This is a genomic window from Pedococcus sp. P2_E2 (assembly GCF_056403955.1).
The window spans coordinates 12,080-26,358 of record NZ_JBFUEM010000002.1 but is presented as its reverse complement, the minus strand read 5'-3'; the positions used below and the strand labels follow the sequence as shown (position 1 = coordinate 26,358).

Below are 14,279 nucleotides of genomic sequence, written 5' to 3'. Positions count from 1 at the left end.
CAGGGTGCTCACTGGGCGCCTCCCTTCGTGAGGGTCACGACGTCACCGGCGACCGCCCCCAGGGCGGCACGGACGGTGGAGCCGTCGGAGTTGGTCGGCAGCCAGACGACGTGGTCGACCATGCCTGCGGTGACCGCGACCGGCGCCGACACCGAGCCGGCGGCGGTGGACACGGTGACCGTGTCGCCGTCGACGAGGTCGAAGGACTCGGCGGTCGCGGCGGACACGCGGGCGAACGCCTTGGCAGCCGTGCCTGCGAGGAACGGCTCGCCGTCCTGCAGCGAACCACGGTCGAGCAGGTGGTGCCAGGTCGCCAGCACGAGCTCGCCCGCCCCTGCACTCGGCAGGTCGCCGACCTGCACCGACGGGGCAGCGGCGCGCTCGCCCGTCGCCGGGCCGAGTGCCGTCATCTCGCGGCGGATCTCCCCGAGCGTGCGGGTGCCCAGGAAGGCACCCATCTCGGAGGCGAGCATGTCCAGGACGCGGAAGTCGGACTGGGCGGCGCTGTCCAGCGCAGCCTCGAAGGCCCGCGGACGTCCCTCCCAGTCGACGAACGTCCCGCCCTTCTCCGCGTGCGGAGCGACCGGGAGCACGACGTCGGCCACGGCGGTCACCGACGAGGGCCGGAAGTCGAGCGAGACCACGAAGGTCTTGGCGAGGGCTTCCTCGGTGTGCGGGCTGGCCAGGTCGGCTGCATCCACGCCACCGACGACCAAGGCGTTGACCGAGCCGGTCGTGGCGGCTCGGAGGATGCCGGCACCGTCGCGGCCGGGCACGTCCGGGAGGCCGACGACGTCCCACAGTTCGGCGACCCGCTCACGAGCGGCTGCGTCGGCGACCAGGCGGCCGCCGGGCAGCATGGTCGGCAACGCGCCGGCCTCGAGCGCGCCGCGCTCACCGGCCCGACGCGGCACCCAGGCCAGGCGGACGTTGTCCGACGTGGCCAGCGCGGCTGCCGCTGACAGTGCGCCGGGGACGGTGGCGAGGCGCTCGCCCACGATCACGATGGCGCCCGGCTGCTCGAGGGCCTGGGCCGCGCGTGCGGCTGCCCCGTCACCGGTGACCCCGTCGGCCAGGGCACGCAGCACCTCGGCCTCGGTGCCCGGTGCGGCCGGGATGAGGGTGCCGTTCAGCTTGGTGAGGCCGCGCGTCTCGAAGGGCGCCACGGCATACACGGCCGTCTTGGTGCGGCGCACTGCCTTGCGCAGCCGCAGGAAGACGATCGGGCTCTCCTCCTCGGGCTCGAAGCCGACCAGGACGACGGTCTTGGCGGCCTCGAGGTCGGCGTAGGTGACCGCGTCGCCCTCCGGACCGGTGGCGACCACCGTGGACGCGAGGAAGTCGGCCTCCTCCGCCGAGTGCGGGCGGGCACGGAAGTCGATGTCGTTGGTCGCGAGCACGGCGCGGGCGAACTTGCCGTAGGCGTAGGCGTCCTCGACGGACAGGCGTCCACCGGTCAGCACCCCGACACCCTTGGAGGCGCGCAGTCCTGCGGCAGCGGCGGCCAGCGCCTCGGGCCACGAGGCGACCTGCAGCTCGCCGTCCTGGTCGCGCACCATCGGGTAGTCGAACCTGTCGCCGGTGCTGGCGTACTGGAAGGCCCAGCGACCCTTGTCGCAGTTCCACTCCTCGTTGACCGCCACGTCGTTGATGGCCATCCGCCGCAGCACCGCACCGCGGCGGTGGTCGGTGCGGATCGAGCAGCCGGACGCGCAGTGCTCACAGACGCTCTTGGTCGACATCAGGTCGAACGGGCGGCTGCGGAAGCGGTAGGCAGCACCGGTCAGCGCGCCCACGGGGCAGATCTGGACGGTGTTGCCCGAGAAGTAGGACTCGAACGGCTGCTCCTCGTAGATGCCGACCTGCTGGAGGGCACCGCGTTCGACCAGGGCGATGAACGGGTCACCCGCGATCTGGTCGGAGAAGCGGGTGCAGCGGGCGCACAGGACACAGCGTTCGCGGTCGAGCAGCACCTGCGAGGAGATGTTGATCGGCTTGGGATAGGTGCGCTTGACGTCCTCGAAACGGGACTTCGCGCGACCGTTGCTCATGGCCTGGTTCTGCAGGGGGCACTCGCCACCCTTGTCGCAGACCGGGCAGTCGAGCGGGTGGTTGATGAGCAGCAGCTCCATCACGCCCTGCTGCGCCTTGTCGGCGACCGGGGAGGTCATCTGGGTCTTGACCTCCATGCCCTCGGTGGCCGTGATGGTGCAGGAGGCCTGCGGCTTGGGCATCGGTCGGAGGGTGCCGTCCGGACCGGGGGTGGCGATGTCGACGAGGCACTGGCGGCAGGCGCCGACCGGCTCGAGGAGCGGGTGGTCGCAGAACCGCGGGATCTCGACGCCGACCTCCTCGGCGGCCCGGATCACCAGCGTGTTCTTGGGGACCGACACCGAGACACCGTCGATGGTGAGGGTCACCAGGTCGGCGGCCGGGGGTGCCGAGGCGTTGCCCCCGGTGCTGACGGCGTTGCCGCCGGCGCTGGGGCTCGTGGTCACGCTCATGCGGACACCGCATCCTTTGCGAACAGGGTGGAGTCTCGTGGGTCGAACGGGCAGCCGCCGTGCGTCAGGTGGGCGAGGTACTCCTCGCGGAAGTACTGGATGCTGCTGGTGATCGGGCTGGTCGCGCCGTCACCCAGCGCGCAGAAGCTGCGGCCGAGGATGTTGTCACAGATGTCGAGCAGCTTCTCGAGGTCCTCCTCGGACCCCTGTCCGTGCTCGAGCCGGCCGAGGATCTGCTTGAGCCACCAGGTGCCCTCACGGCACGGGGTGCACTTGCCACAGGACTCGTGCTTGTAGAAGTCGGTCCAGCGGTCGACCGCCCGGACCACGCAGGTCGTCTCGTCGAAGATCTGCAGGGCCCTGGTGCCGAGCATCGAGCCGGCGGCGGCCACTGACTCGAAGTCGAGCGGGGTGTCGAGGTGCTCGTCGGTGAACAACGGCGTGGACGAACCACCCGGCGTCCAGAACTTGAGCTTCTTGTTGGGGTCGCGCATGCCACCGGCCAGGTCGAGCAGCTCGCGCAGCGTGATGCCGAGCGGTGCTTCGTACTGGCCGGGACGCTTGACGTGGCCGGAGAGGCTGAAGATGCCGAAGCCCTGCGACTTCTCCGTGCCCATGCCCGAGAACCAGTCCGCGCCGTGGAGCAGGATCGGCGGCACCGAGGCGATCGACTCGACGTTGTTGACCACGGTCGGGCGGGCGTAGAGACCCGCCACGGCCGGGAACGGCGGCTTGAGGCGCGGTTGGCCGCGACGGCCCTCGAGGCTGTCGAGCAGCGCAGTCTCCTCGCCACAGATGTAGGCACCGGCACCGGCGTGCACGGTCACGTCGAGGTCGAACCCCGAACCCTGGATGTTCTTGCCGAGGTAGCCCGCGGCATACGCCTCCTCCACCGCGCGCAGCAGGCGGCGGTAGACGTGCACGACCTCGCCGCGCAGGTAGATGAAGGCGTGGTTGCAGCCGATCGCGAACGACGTGATCGCCACGCCCTCGATGAGGAACTGCGGCGCCGCCATCATCAGCGGGATGTCCTTGCAGGTGCCCGGCTCGGACTCGTCGGCGTTGACCACGAGGTAGCGGGGGCCGCCGTCCGGCGGGGGCAGGAAGCCCCACTTCATGCCGGTCGGGAAGCCTGCGCCGCCACGGCCGCGCAGGCCGGAGTCCTTGGTCATCTGGACGAGGTCGGCGGGCTTCATGCCGAGCGCCTTCTTCAGCGCCTGGTAGCCCTCGTTGCGCTCGTAGGTCTCGAGCGTCCACGACTGGGGGTCATCCCAGAACTTCGTGAGGATCGGGGTCAGCGTGGTGCTCATGCCTCGTCCTTTCCATCTGCCTTGGTGGTCTCGTCGAAGAGGGTGGCCGGCTTGTCGTCGACCACCTCGTCGGGCTCGTTGGCCGTCGAGTCGGTGGAGGTATGCCGTCCCGGCGCCACCTCGTCGGACGTCGCCTCGGGGGCGTGCTCCTCCTTGGGCGCCTCTCGGGCCTCGCCGGCCTCGCCGGCCTCGCCGGCGTCACCGTCCGGCGCGGTCCAGCCGCGCTCGTTGGCGATCCTCAGGCCCTCCAGCGATGCGGGCCCGGCGCCCACGCCCTCATCCGCGAGCCCGTCGTGGAAACCGGCGAGGACGCGCGAGACCTGCTTGAAGGAACACACTTTGTCGGGGCCGCGGCTGGGCTTGACGTCCTTGCCGGAGCGCAGGTCGTCCACCAGCTGCTTGGTCGACTCGGGAGTCTGGTTGTCGAAGAACTCCCAGTTGGCCATCACCACCGGGGCGAAGTCGCAGGCCGCGTTGCACTCGACCCGCTCGAGGGTGACTTTGCCGTCCGGCGTCGTCTCGTCATGGCCGATGCCGAGGTGCTCGGAGACCTCGTCCCAGATCTGGTCACCGCCCATGATCGCGCAGAGGGTGTTGGTGCAGATGCCGACGGTGTACTCGCCGTTGGGGTGCCGCTTGTACTGCGTGTAGAACGTCGCGACACCCGAGACCTCGGCGGTGCTCAGGTCGAGGACCTCGGCGCAGAAGTCGATGCCCCGACCCGTGACGTAGCCGTCGACCGACTGCACGAGGTGCAGCAGCGGCAGCAGCGCCGAACGCTTCTGCGGGTACTTCGCGACGACCAGCGCAGCGTCCTCGTGGAGACCGGCCAGCACGTCGGCGGCATACGGCTCCTTGGACTCTGGAGCGACGGTCAGGTGCCCTGCCGCCGTCTGGATCCCGTAGTGCTCCATCAGCGGTCCACGCCTCCCATGACGGGGTCGATCGAGGCGACGGCGACGATGACGTCGGCGATCTGGCTGCCTTCGCACATCACGGCCGTGGCCTGAAGGTTGTTGAACGACGGGTCGCGGAAGTGCGCGCGGTAGGGGCGCGTGCCGCCGTCGGACACCACGTGGCAGCCGAGCTCGCCCTTGGGGCTCTCCACCGCGGCATACGCCTGGCCCGGGGGGACCCGGAAGCCCTCGGTCACCAGCTTGAAGTGGTGAATGAGGGACTCCATCGAGGTGCCCATGATCTCGCGGATGTGGTCGAGGCTGTTGCCCATGCCGTCGCCGCCGATGGCCAGCTGTGCGGGCCAGGCGATCTTCTTGTCCTCGACCATGACCGGGCCGGCCTCGGACTGGAGCCGGTCGATGCACTGCTCGGCGATCTTGAGGGACTCGTACATCTCGTCGATGCGGATCCGCAGCCGGGCGTAGGCGTCGGACTCCGTGCGCGTGATGACCTCGAAGTCGTAGGTCTCGTAGCCGCAGTAGGGGTCCAGCTTGCGCAGGTCGTGGGGCAGACCGGTCGAACGCAGCATCGGGCCCGTGATGCCCAGCGCCATGCAGCCCGACAGGTCGAGGTAGCCGACGTCGACGGTGCGGCCCTTGAGGATGGGGTTCTCGTTGAGCAGGAGCTCCAGCTCGCCAAGTCCCTTGCGCACCAACGGAATCGTGTCGCGCACCTTGTCGATGGCGCCAGGCGGCAGGTCTTGGGCGACACCGCCGGGACGGATGAACGCGTTGTTCATGCGCAGGCCGGTGACCATCTCGAAGATCGACAGGATCCGCTCGCGCTCGCGGAACCCGACCGTCATGACGGTGGTGGCACCCATCTCCATGCCACCGGTCGCCAGGGCGACGAGGTGGGAGGTGATCCGGTTGAGCTCCATCATGAGGACCCGGATGACGCTGGCGCGCTCGGGGATCTGGTCGGTGATGCCGAGCAGCTTCTCGACCCCGAGGCAGAACACGGCCTCGTTGAAGAACGGCGTGAGGTAGTCCATGCGGGTGCAGAACGTCACGCCCTGGGTCCAGGTGCGGAACTCCATGTTCTTCTCGATGCCGGTGTGCAGGTAGCCGATCCCCGCGCGGGTCTCGGTCACCGTCTCGCCGTCGAGCTCGAGGATGAGGCGGAGCACGCCGTGCGTCGACGGGTGCTGCGGACCCATGTTGACGACGATCCGCTCCTCGTGGAGGGCCGCCGCCTCGTCGACCAGCTGGTCCCAGTCGCCACCGGTGGCGTTGAAGACGTGCGCACCCGCTGAGGCCGCCGCGTCCGCGCCCGAGGTGGCGTAGATGTCCTTGTCCTTGAGTGAGTTGGCAGTCATCAGCTGTAAGACCTCCGCTGGTCCGGCGGCGGGACGGTGGCGCCCTTGTACTCGACGGGGATGCCGCCGAGGGGGTAGTCCTTCCGCTGCGGGTGGCCCGGCCAGTCGTCGGGCATGAGGATGCGGGTGAGTGACGGGTGACCGTCGAACTTGATGCCGAACATGTCCCAGGTCTCGCGCTCGTGCCAGTCGTTCGCCGGGTAGATCTCGACGATCGACGGGATGTGCGGGTCGTCGTCGGGTGCGGTGACCTCGACGCGGACCCGGCGACCGCCGTGGGTGATGGACAGGAAGTGGTAGACGGCGTGCAGCTCGCGACCGGACTCGTGCGGGTAGTGCACACCGGAGACGCCCGTGCACATCTCGAAGCGCAGCGACGGGTCGTCGCGCAGGGAGCGGGCGACGGCCGGCAGGTGCTCGCGTCGGACGAAGAGGGTCATCTCGCCGCGGTCGACGACGACCCGCTCGACGGCCTCGGCATAGGAGGCGGTGCCGCCGTTCAGGCCACGCTCGAGCTGGTCGGCGATGGTGTCGAAGTAGCTGCCGTAGGGACGGACCGCCGCACCGGGGAACAGGATCGGGCTGACCATGCCGCCGTAGCCGGTGGTGTCACCGGTGTCGGTCGCGCCGAACATGCCGCGGCGCTCGCCGACGACGACGGGGTCGGGAGTGGTGCCGGGGGCGGCAGGCAGGCGCTCGTCGTCCGCGCGGTCGACGACCTCGCCGGGCTGGACGCCGATCGTGGCCGCAGCCGCTTCGGGGGCCGGCTGGTCGGGAGCGTCCTTCTTCTCTTCGCTCATGCGACACCGCCCTGCGTCACGTCGGTCCCGTGCAGGTGGCCGTGCGCGTGGGTGTGGCCGCTGCCGGCGCCCTGGGCGAGCAGGCCGGTCATCTGGTGGGTCGGCGTAGCGGACAGCGCAGCCGCCTCAGCAGCACGCGCGGCGGCCACGCGGTTGACGCCCAGCTTGGAGTTCTGGATCTGCTCGTGCAGCGTGATGATCGCGTTGAGCAGCATCTCGGGGCGGGGCGGACAGCCGGGCAGGTAGACGTCGACGGGGATGATGTGGTCGACGCCCTGCACGATCGCGTAGTTGTTGAACATGCCGCCGGAGCTCGCGCAGACGCCCATCGAGATGACCCACTTGGGCTCGGGCATCTGGTCGTAGACCTGGCGGACGACGGGTGCCATCTTCTGGCTCACGCGACCGGCGACGATCATCAGGTCGGCCTGGCGCGGCGTCGCGGAGAACCGCTCCATCCCGAACCGGGCGATGTCGTAGTCGGGTGTGCCGACGGCCATCATCTCGATGGCGCAGCAGGCGAGGCCGAACGTGGCCGGCCAGACCGAGCTCTTGCGCATGTAGCCGGCGACCTGCTCGACCGTGGTCAGCAGGAAGCCGGCGGGCAGCTTCTCTTCGATTCCCATTGGTTGGTCCTAGTCCCTCGTCAGTCCCACTCGAGGCCGCCGCGGCGCCACACGTACGCGTAGGCCACGAACACGGTCAGGATGAACAGCACCATCTCCACGAGCGCGAACAGGCCGAGCTGGTTGAAGGCCACCGCGAACGGGTAGAGGAACACCGACTCGATGTCGAAGATGATGAAGAGCATTGCGGTCAGGTAGTACTTGATCGGCACGCGTCCACCGCCGACGGCGTGGGGGGTCGGCTCGATGCCGCACTCGTAGGCGTCCAGCTTGGCGCGGTTGTAGCGCTTGGGGCCCGAGACGGCCGCGGCGCCGACCGAGAAGACGGCGAAGCCGCCACCGATGGCCAACAGGAAAAGCAACGGGACGTAGGGGTTGCTCATCGCCGTGCCACTCCCTTTCTGTGGTTGCTACTGCCGTGGGTGCTGCCGTCGTCGTCCCTGCCGACTGTGGCACCGGTCACATCCTTGCGGTGCGGCCCAATCCTAGGGGCGCCGCCAGAGAATGCACGCCGGGTCATGCGTCCGGCGCCATCTTGGACAGGGCGGTGATCAGGCGGTCGCTCGCGTCGCCGCCGTGCGGCTCGGCGAGGTTGGCCATCACCTTCAGGAGGAACTTCATCAAGGTGGTGCGGGGCAGCCCGTACTTGGTGGCCAGACGCATGATCTCGGGGTTGCCGATCATCTTCGCGAAGTAGCGGCCGAGCGTGTAGTAGCCGCCCAGCGCGTCAGCCATGACCTTGGGGTAGGACTGGAGGACGCGCTCGCGCTGGGCGTCGGTGCCGCGCGCGAACGCCTGCGCGATCACCTCGGCGGCCAGGCGCCCGGACTCCATCGCGTAGGCGATGCCCTCGCCGTTGAACGGGTTGACCATGCCGCCGGCGTCACCGACGAGCAGCAGCCCGTTGTCGTAGTGCGGCTGCCGGTTGAAGCCCATCGGCAAGGCTGCGCCGCGGATCGGGCCGACCATCGTCGCGTCGTTGTAGGTCCAGTCCTCGGGCATCGTCGCGACCCAACGACGCATGACGTCCTTGTAGTCGGTCTTGCCGAAGGCGCTGGAGGTGTTAAGGATCCCGAGGCCGACGTTGGAGGTCCCGTCGCCGACGCCGAAGATCCAGCCGTACCCGGGCAGCAGCACCTTCTTGCCGTTGTCGTCGGTGGACCACAGCTCGAGCCAGGACTCGAGGTAGTCGTCGTCGTGGCGGGGGCTCGTGTAGTAGGTGCGCACGGCCACGCCCATCGGACGGTCCTCGCGCTTCTCGCGGCCCATCGACAGGGACAACCTCGAGGAGTTGCCATCGGCAGCGACGACCAGCGGCGCGGCATACCGGAGCTCGGGGCCGGTCGACCGGCCCTTCTCGTCGACCGCCTTGGCGGTCACGCCCACGATCGCGCCCTTGGAGTCGAGAATGGGACCGGTCACGTTCGTGGACTCGCGCAGCCGCGCACCGTGCTTCACCGCGTGCTTGGCGAGGATGTCGTCGAAGTCCTGCCGCGTGCGCACCAGGCCGTAGGGCGGGAAGCTCGCGAGGTCGGGCCAGGGCAGGGACAGCCGCATGCCGCCGCCGATGATCCGCAGGCCGTGGTTCTTGATCCAGCCGTCGTCCTCGGGCGTGGGGATGCCGAGGGTGATCAGCTCCTTCACGGCGCGCGGAGTGAGCCCGTCGCCACACACCTTCTCGCGGGGGAAGCTCGTCTTCTCGAGGACGAGGACGTCGAGCCCCGCCATGGCGAGGTATGCCGCGGTGGCCGACCCCGCAGGACCGGCACCGACGACGATGACGTCGGCCGTCTCCGTGGGAGCCCCGCTCGCAGAGATGCCTCCGGCGGCCTCGCTGATGGTGTCTGTCACGCCTGCCTCACCCGCTTGTGAACGTCTTCACGAACTTCAACTGCGGAGTCTATTCCCGACCCGCCGTCCGGTCACCAGTAAGGCGACCCTTACCCCTCGCCCGTCACGCCGGCTTCGTCGCTCGGTGCAGCGCGACGATGCCGCCCGTCAGGTTGCGCCAGCCGACCTCGCTCCACCCGGCCGCGGCGATGCGCTCCCCCAGCTCGCGCTGCGCGGGCCAGGCCTGGATCGACTCGGCCAGGTAGACGTAGGACTCGGGGTTGCTGCTGACCTTGCGCGCGATGGGGGGCAGCGACCGCATGAGGTACTCGCTGTAGACCTTGCGGAACGCGCCGTTGACCGGCTGGCTGAACTCGCAGACCACGAGCCTGCCACCGGGCCTGGTCACCCGCAGGAACTCCGCCAGCGCCCCCTCGACCCCTGAGACGTTGCGCAGGCCGAACGACATCGTCACCGCGTCGAAGCTGTTGTCCGCGAAGGGAAGCCGCATCGCGTCGGCCGCCGTGAAGCCCAGGTCGGGACGCCGCCGGTTGCCCACCCTCAGCATGCCGAGGGAGAAGTCGGCCGGCACGACGTTGACACCGTGGTCGGCGAACGGCTCGCTGCTCGTGCCCGTGCCCGCGGCGATGTCCAGCACGGTCTCGCCGGGCTGGGCGGCCACCGCCTTGAGGACTGCCCGTCGCCACAGCCGGTCCTGGCCCAGGGAGAGGACGTCGTTGGTGAGGTCGTACTTGCCGGCCACGTCGTCGAACATCGCGGCGACGTCGCGGGGATCCTTGTCGAGGCTGGCGCGGGTCATGGTCGCCATCCTCCCATCCGGCCCGGCGCCCTCTCCCCGCGGCTGCTGTCGCCCATCCCGCGCGGGCTCACGCCCACCTCCCGCCGGGTGGAGGTGGGTGCGCCGTAGGCTTTCCCCGACATGACCAGCCTTCCCACGCCCCAGCCTGCGAGCCGACCCCACGGCTCGCCCGTGGTCGCCCGAACCGTGGCACTGCACGACCCCGGCATGCTGCTCTCCCTCCTGCCCGACCGCGTCGACCCGACCGAGCTGTTCAGCTGGGTGCGCCGCGGTGAGGGTCTGGTCGGGTGGGGTCGCGCGCTGGAGTTCACCGCTGTGGGCCCCGACCGGTTCGAGCTGGCCGAGGCGTGGTGGCGCGACGTCGTCGACGGAGCGGTCGTGCGCAACGACGTCGCCCTGCCCGGCACCGGACCGGTCGCCTTCGGGTCCATCTCGTATGCCGCGGACTCACCGTCCGGCGCCACCCTCGTCGTCCCCGAGGTGGTCGTGGGTGCGCGGGACGGTCGATGGTGGGTGACCACCATCGGGACCGGCGACGAGCTGCCCACGCCCGTCATACCGCAGCAGTCACAGCCTCGTGAGCCGTCCGGGGTGGCGTTCGCGGACGGTGCGCTGCCTCCGGCGCAGTGGGCCGGCGCCGTGGAGCGCGCGGTCGAGCGCATCACCGGCGGCAGCCTCGACAAGGTGGTTCTGGCGCGTGACCTCAGGGTCAGCGCCGAGGCGCCGATCGACCCGCGCTGGCTGCTGACCCGGCTGGCCGAGCGCTACGACACGACCTGGGTCTTTGCCGTCGACGGGCTCGTGGGCGCGACGCCCGAGATGCTCGTTCGCCTCGAGAAGGGCCTGGTCACGTCGCGGGTCCTCGCCGGGACCATCCGCCGCACCGGTGACGACGAGCACGACCTCGCCCTGGCGGCGTCGCTGGCGCGCTCGAGCAAGGACCTCGAGGAGCACGAGTACGCCGTCCGGTCCGTCGCCGACGCCCTGCGCCCGCACTGCTCGTCGATGAACGTGCCCGAGGCGCCGTTCGTCCTCCACCTGTCGAACGTCATGCACCTGGCGACCGATGTCGCCGGTGTGCTCGCCGACCACGCGACGTCGCTGACCCTCGCCGCGTCGCTGCACCCGAGCGCCGCCGTCTGCGGCACGCCCTCGGCCGCTGCCGACGCCCTCATCACCGAGCTCGAGGAGATGGACCGCGGACGCTATGCCGGTCCGGTCGGCTGGATGGACGCGACCGGCGACGGGGAATGGGGTATCGCCCTGCGGTGCGGTGCCTTCGAGCGCGAGGACGCCTCGGCCATGCGGCTGTTCGCTGGCTGCGGGATCGTCGCGGGTTCGGACCCGGAGTCCGAGGTCGCCGAGTCCGACGCCAAGCTCGTCCCGATGCGCGACGCACTCACCGCCGAATGACCATGTCCTCCGACCTCGTCCCCCGACCCGCCGACGCGGTCGTGTTCGACCTGGGCAACGTCCTGATCTCCTGGGACCCGGTGCGGGCCGTCGAGGTCGCGGTCGGTCCCGAGAGGGCTCGCGCCTTCGTGGCGGACCATGACTTCGACTTCGCCGCCTGGAACCACGCCAACGACGCCGGGCGGGGGCTCGACGAGGCGGAGCAGGTCGCGCTGGCGTCACACCCGCAGTACGCCGAGGAGATCGTCGCCTACCGCGAGCACTTCGGCGCCTCGCTCGTCGGCGAGATCGCAGGCAGCGTGCAGATCCTGCGCGAGCTGCACGCGGCCGAGGTGCCCCTGTTCGCGCTGACGAACTGGTCCGCCGACCTGTTCCCGGTGGCCCTGGACCGGTTCGACTTCCTCGAGCTGTTCGAGGACATCGTCGTGTCGGGCGAGGAGGGCGTGGCCAAGCCCGACCCCGAGATCTTCGAGGTCCTGGAGGAACGCGTCAGCCACCGCGCCGGCCTCGACGACTGCATCTTCATCGACGACAGCCTCGCCAACGTCGTCGCCGCGGCCGAGACCGGGATGGACGCGGTCCACTTCACGGGTCCCGACCACCTCCGCGAGGACCTCATCGCCCGCGGTATGCCGCTGCGCCGCCACCCCTGAGCGCCACGTGCCGCACGTGGCGGTCCTCACCGCACCTGCGCCCCGCGTCCTCACCGGATCTGACCATGATGATTCGTGATCCGACCACGGTGACTCGTGGCAGAAGTGGCACAGATCGCCCCTGATCTCCCTCGGCGGAGTCGATCCGCGCCACTTCTGTCGCGATTCGCCTTGAGCGGTCGGCCGTATGAGAGCTGCGGGCCCGAACCGCGCCGAGAGCTCAGGTCGCGATGGCGGCGGCGGCGCGCTCGCGCAGCCGGGCGTGGAGGTCGCGGTGGCCGTCGCGGTCGACCCTCACCTCGAGGACGGTGAGGCCGGACGGCCGTGCTCCGAGGGCCGTGACGAGCTCGTCACGGGTCGAGACCTGCTGGTGCCTGACGTGGTGTGCGGCGCACAGTGCGGCCAGGTCGGCGCCGGTCGGAGTGCCGAAGAGGCGCTCGAACTCGGCGGCCCGCGCCGACTCTCCCGGCTCGAGCAGGGTGAAGATGCCGCCCCCGTCGTCGTTCGTGACGACCACGGTGAGGTCCGGTCGACGCTCCAGTGGTCCGACGAGCAACCCGTTGGCGTCGTGGAGGAACGTCAGGTCACCCATCAGGGCGTAGGTCGGCGTCCCGTCGGCCAGGGCCAGGCCGCTCGCGGTGGACACGCAGCCGTCGATGCCCGCGAGCCCGCGGCTGGCCACCACACGCAGCGATTCGGACCGAGGGGCCGCGAGGTCGACGTCGCGAGCGGTGTTCGACGAGCCGAGGAAGAGGGTGGCACCAGCCGGTAGACCCTCCATGACTGCGTTGGCCACGGCCGCGCCACTGGGCCAGGGCGACTTCTCGCCGGCCAGGGCGCCGGCCACACGCTTGCCCGCTGAGCGCCACGCGTCGCTCCACGCCTCGTCGCCGGCTTCGCCGTCGAGGTCGTCTAGGTCGTCAGTGGGAGCGACGAGCGCGACCGTCGCGACGGGCGCCTCGAACACCGAGACCGGGTGGACGACCTGGACATCGGGACGCGACATGATCCAGGCGTGGGCACCCACGGCCTCCACCCGGACGCCGGGTCGGCGCAGGAGAGCCGCGACCGGCCGCGACAGGGTCAGCCGTCCGACCGCGATCACGCGGTCCGGGGTGTGCTCGTCGAGCCATCGCGGGTCGGACAGGACCAGCGGGCCGTGCGGCAGCGCGTCGCCCCGCGGGTGGGTGCCGAACGGTTCGGCGAGGACCGGCCAGCCCCTGGCCGTTGCCCAACGGACGGCGCGGTCGAACTGGTCGGGCTCAGGGAGGTCGCCCACCACGACCAGGGTCCGTGCAGGCTGACGCGCGACGTCGTACGCCGCGTCCGGCCCGGGCACCCCGGAGGACGGCGTGGAGGTCGGCGTGGGGGTCGAGGGCGCAGTCACCGTCGGAGTCGCTGTCGGCGTCGCCGCCATGGAGTCGTCGGCAGCTTCGGGCAGCACGCCATCGAGGGACTCCGGCCAAGGTCCCTCGTCGCCGGTCGGGACCAGCGGTTCGCGCAGCTGGACGTTGACGTGGACCGGTCCCGGCTCGCCGACGTCGGTGGCGCCGGTGGCATGCCGGACGGCGTCGGCAGCGATCCGCCGCCAGCGCGCGACCTCGCCTGGCGCGCGCCGCGGGGCGGCGGCGTCCACGGACCAGCGGACGGCCCCGGCGAAGATGCCCGGCTGCACGGTGGTCTGGTTGGCACCAGTGCCGCGCAGCTCGACCGGCCGGTCGGCCGAGAGAACGACAAGCGGGACGACCCCGTGGTGCGCCTCGAGGACGGCGGGGTGGAGGTTCGCGACCGCCGTGCCCGAGGTGGTCACGACGACCGCCGGCACCCGGGTGAGCTTGGCCAGTCCCAACGCCACGAAGCCTGCCGACCGCTCGTCGACGCGCACGTGCAGCTCGATCAGGCCGGCGCGCTCGGCCTCGCGCAAGGCATAGGCCAAGGGAGCCGAGCGGGAGCCCGGGCAGAGCACGGCGTGGCGGACCCCTTGTCGGACCAGCTCGTCCACCAGGACCGTCGCGAGCGCGGTGGACGGGTTCACGGGTCGGATTGTG

At 70.5% G+C, this 14,279-nt stretch carries 12 protein-coding genes; 2 read left to right on the top strand and 10 right to left on the bottom strand.

Annotated elements, in window-relative coordinates; genetic code table 11:
* Positions 1 to 8: 8 nt before the first annotated feature.
* The 9 genes from AC1DWR_RS05685 to AC1DWR_RS05645 form a co-directional block, all read right to left on the bottom strand.
* On the bottom strand, positions 9 to 2,504 hold the full coding sequence (locus AC1DWR_RS05685; protein ID WP_477623841.1) for an NADH-quinone oxidoreductase subunit G: 2,496 nt from the start codon (positions 2,502 to 2,504) through the stop codon (positions 9 to 11).
* The gene (gene nuoF, locus AC1DWR_RS05680; RefSeq protein WP_477613714.1) at positions 2,501 to 3,814 is read right to left on the bottom strand and encodes an NADH-quinone oxidoreductase subunit NuoF; all 1,314 of its coding nucleotides are present in this window, start codon (positions 3,812 to 3,814) and stop codon (positions 2,501 to 2,503) included. The genes AC1DWR_RS05685 and nuoF overlap by 4 nt, the downstream gene beginning before the upstream one ends.
* On the bottom strand, positions 3,811 to 4,728 hold the full coding sequence (nuoE, locus tag AC1DWR_RS05675) for an NADH-quinone oxidoreductase subunit NuoE (protein ID WP_477623840.1): 918 nt from the start codon (positions 4,726 to 4,728) through the stop codon (positions 3,811 to 3,813). Before nuoE ends, nuoF begins: the two co-directional genes overlap by 4 nt.
* Positions 4,728 to 6,089: an NADH-quinone oxidoreductase subunit D gene (locus AC1DWR_RS05670; protein WP_477613716.1), complete on the bottom strand. Its 1,362-nt coding sequence runs from the start codon at positions 6,087 to 6,089 to the stop codon at positions 4,728 to 4,730. The genes nuoE and AC1DWR_RS05670 overlap by 1 nt, the downstream gene beginning before the upstream one ends.
* Positions 6,089 to 6,889 (bottom strand): NADH-quinone oxidoreductase subunit C, encoded by an 801-nt coding sequence (locus tag AC1DWR_RS05665; protein WP_477623839.1) that lies wholly within the window; start codon positions 6,887 to 6,889, stop codon positions 6,089 to 6,091. The genes AC1DWR_RS05670 and AC1DWR_RS05665 overlap by 1 nt, the downstream gene beginning before the upstream one ends.
* On the bottom strand, positions 6,886 to 7,515 hold the full coding sequence (locus tag AC1DWR_RS05660) for a NuoB/complex I 20 kDa subunit family protein (protein WP_477623838.1): 630 nt from the start codon (positions 7,513 to 7,515) through the stop codon (positions 6,886 to 6,888). Before AC1DWR_RS05660 ends, AC1DWR_RS05665 begins: the two co-directional genes overlap by 4 nt.
* A 20-nt stretch (positions 7,516 to 7,535) precedes the next feature.
* Complete coding sequence (locus AC1DWR_RS05655) at positions 7,536 to 7,898, bottom strand: NADH-quinone oxidoreductase subunit A (protein ID WP_477613719.1); 363 nt, start codon at positions 7,896 to 7,898, stop codon at positions 7,536 to 7,538.
* A gap of 133 nt (positions 7,899 to 8,031) precedes the next feature.
* Positions 8,032 to 9,366: a geranylgeranyl reductase family protein gene (locus AC1DWR_RS05650; protein ID WP_477623837.1), complete on the bottom strand. Its 1,335-nt coding sequence runs from the start codon at positions 9,364 to 9,366 to the stop codon at positions 8,032 to 8,034.
* A gap of 103 nt (positions 9,367 to 9,469) precedes the next feature.
* Positions 9,470 to 10,165, bottom strand: a complete 696-nt coding sequence (locus tag AC1DWR_RS05645; RefSeq protein ID WP_477623836.1) for a demethylmenaquinone methyltransferase — start codon at positions 10,163 to 10,165, stop codon at positions 9,470 to 9,472.
* Between the two features lie 120 nt (positions 10,166 to 10,285).
* Between AC1DWR_RS05645 and AC1DWR_RS05640 the strand changes: the two genes are divergently transcribed.
* Both AC1DWR_RS05640 and AC1DWR_RS05635 read left to right on the top strand, forming a co-directional pair.
* Entirely contained in the window at positions 10,286 to 11,578 is a 1,293-nt protein-coding gene (locus AC1DWR_RS05640) for an isochorismate synthase (protein WP_477623835.1), read from the top strand.
* On the top strand, positions 11,575 to 12,231 hold the full coding sequence (locus AC1DWR_RS05635; protein ID WP_477623834.1) for an HAD family hydrolase: 657 nt from the start codon (positions 11,575 to 11,577) through the stop codon (positions 12,229 to 12,231). Before AC1DWR_RS05640 ends, AC1DWR_RS05635 begins: the two co-directional genes overlap by 4 nt.
* Positions 12,232 to 12,451: 220 nt before the next feature.
* Here AC1DWR_RS05635 and menD read toward each other — a convergent pair whose 3' ends face one another.
* Complete coding sequence (menD, locus tag AC1DWR_RS05630; protein WP_477623833.1) at positions 12,452 to 14,266, bottom strand: 2-succinyl-5-enolpyruvyl-6-hydroxy-3-cyclohexene-1-carboxylic-acid synthase; 1,815 nt, start codon at positions 14,264 to 14,266, stop codon at positions 12,452 to 12,454.
* Positions 14,267 to 14,279: the final 13 nt, after the last annotated feature.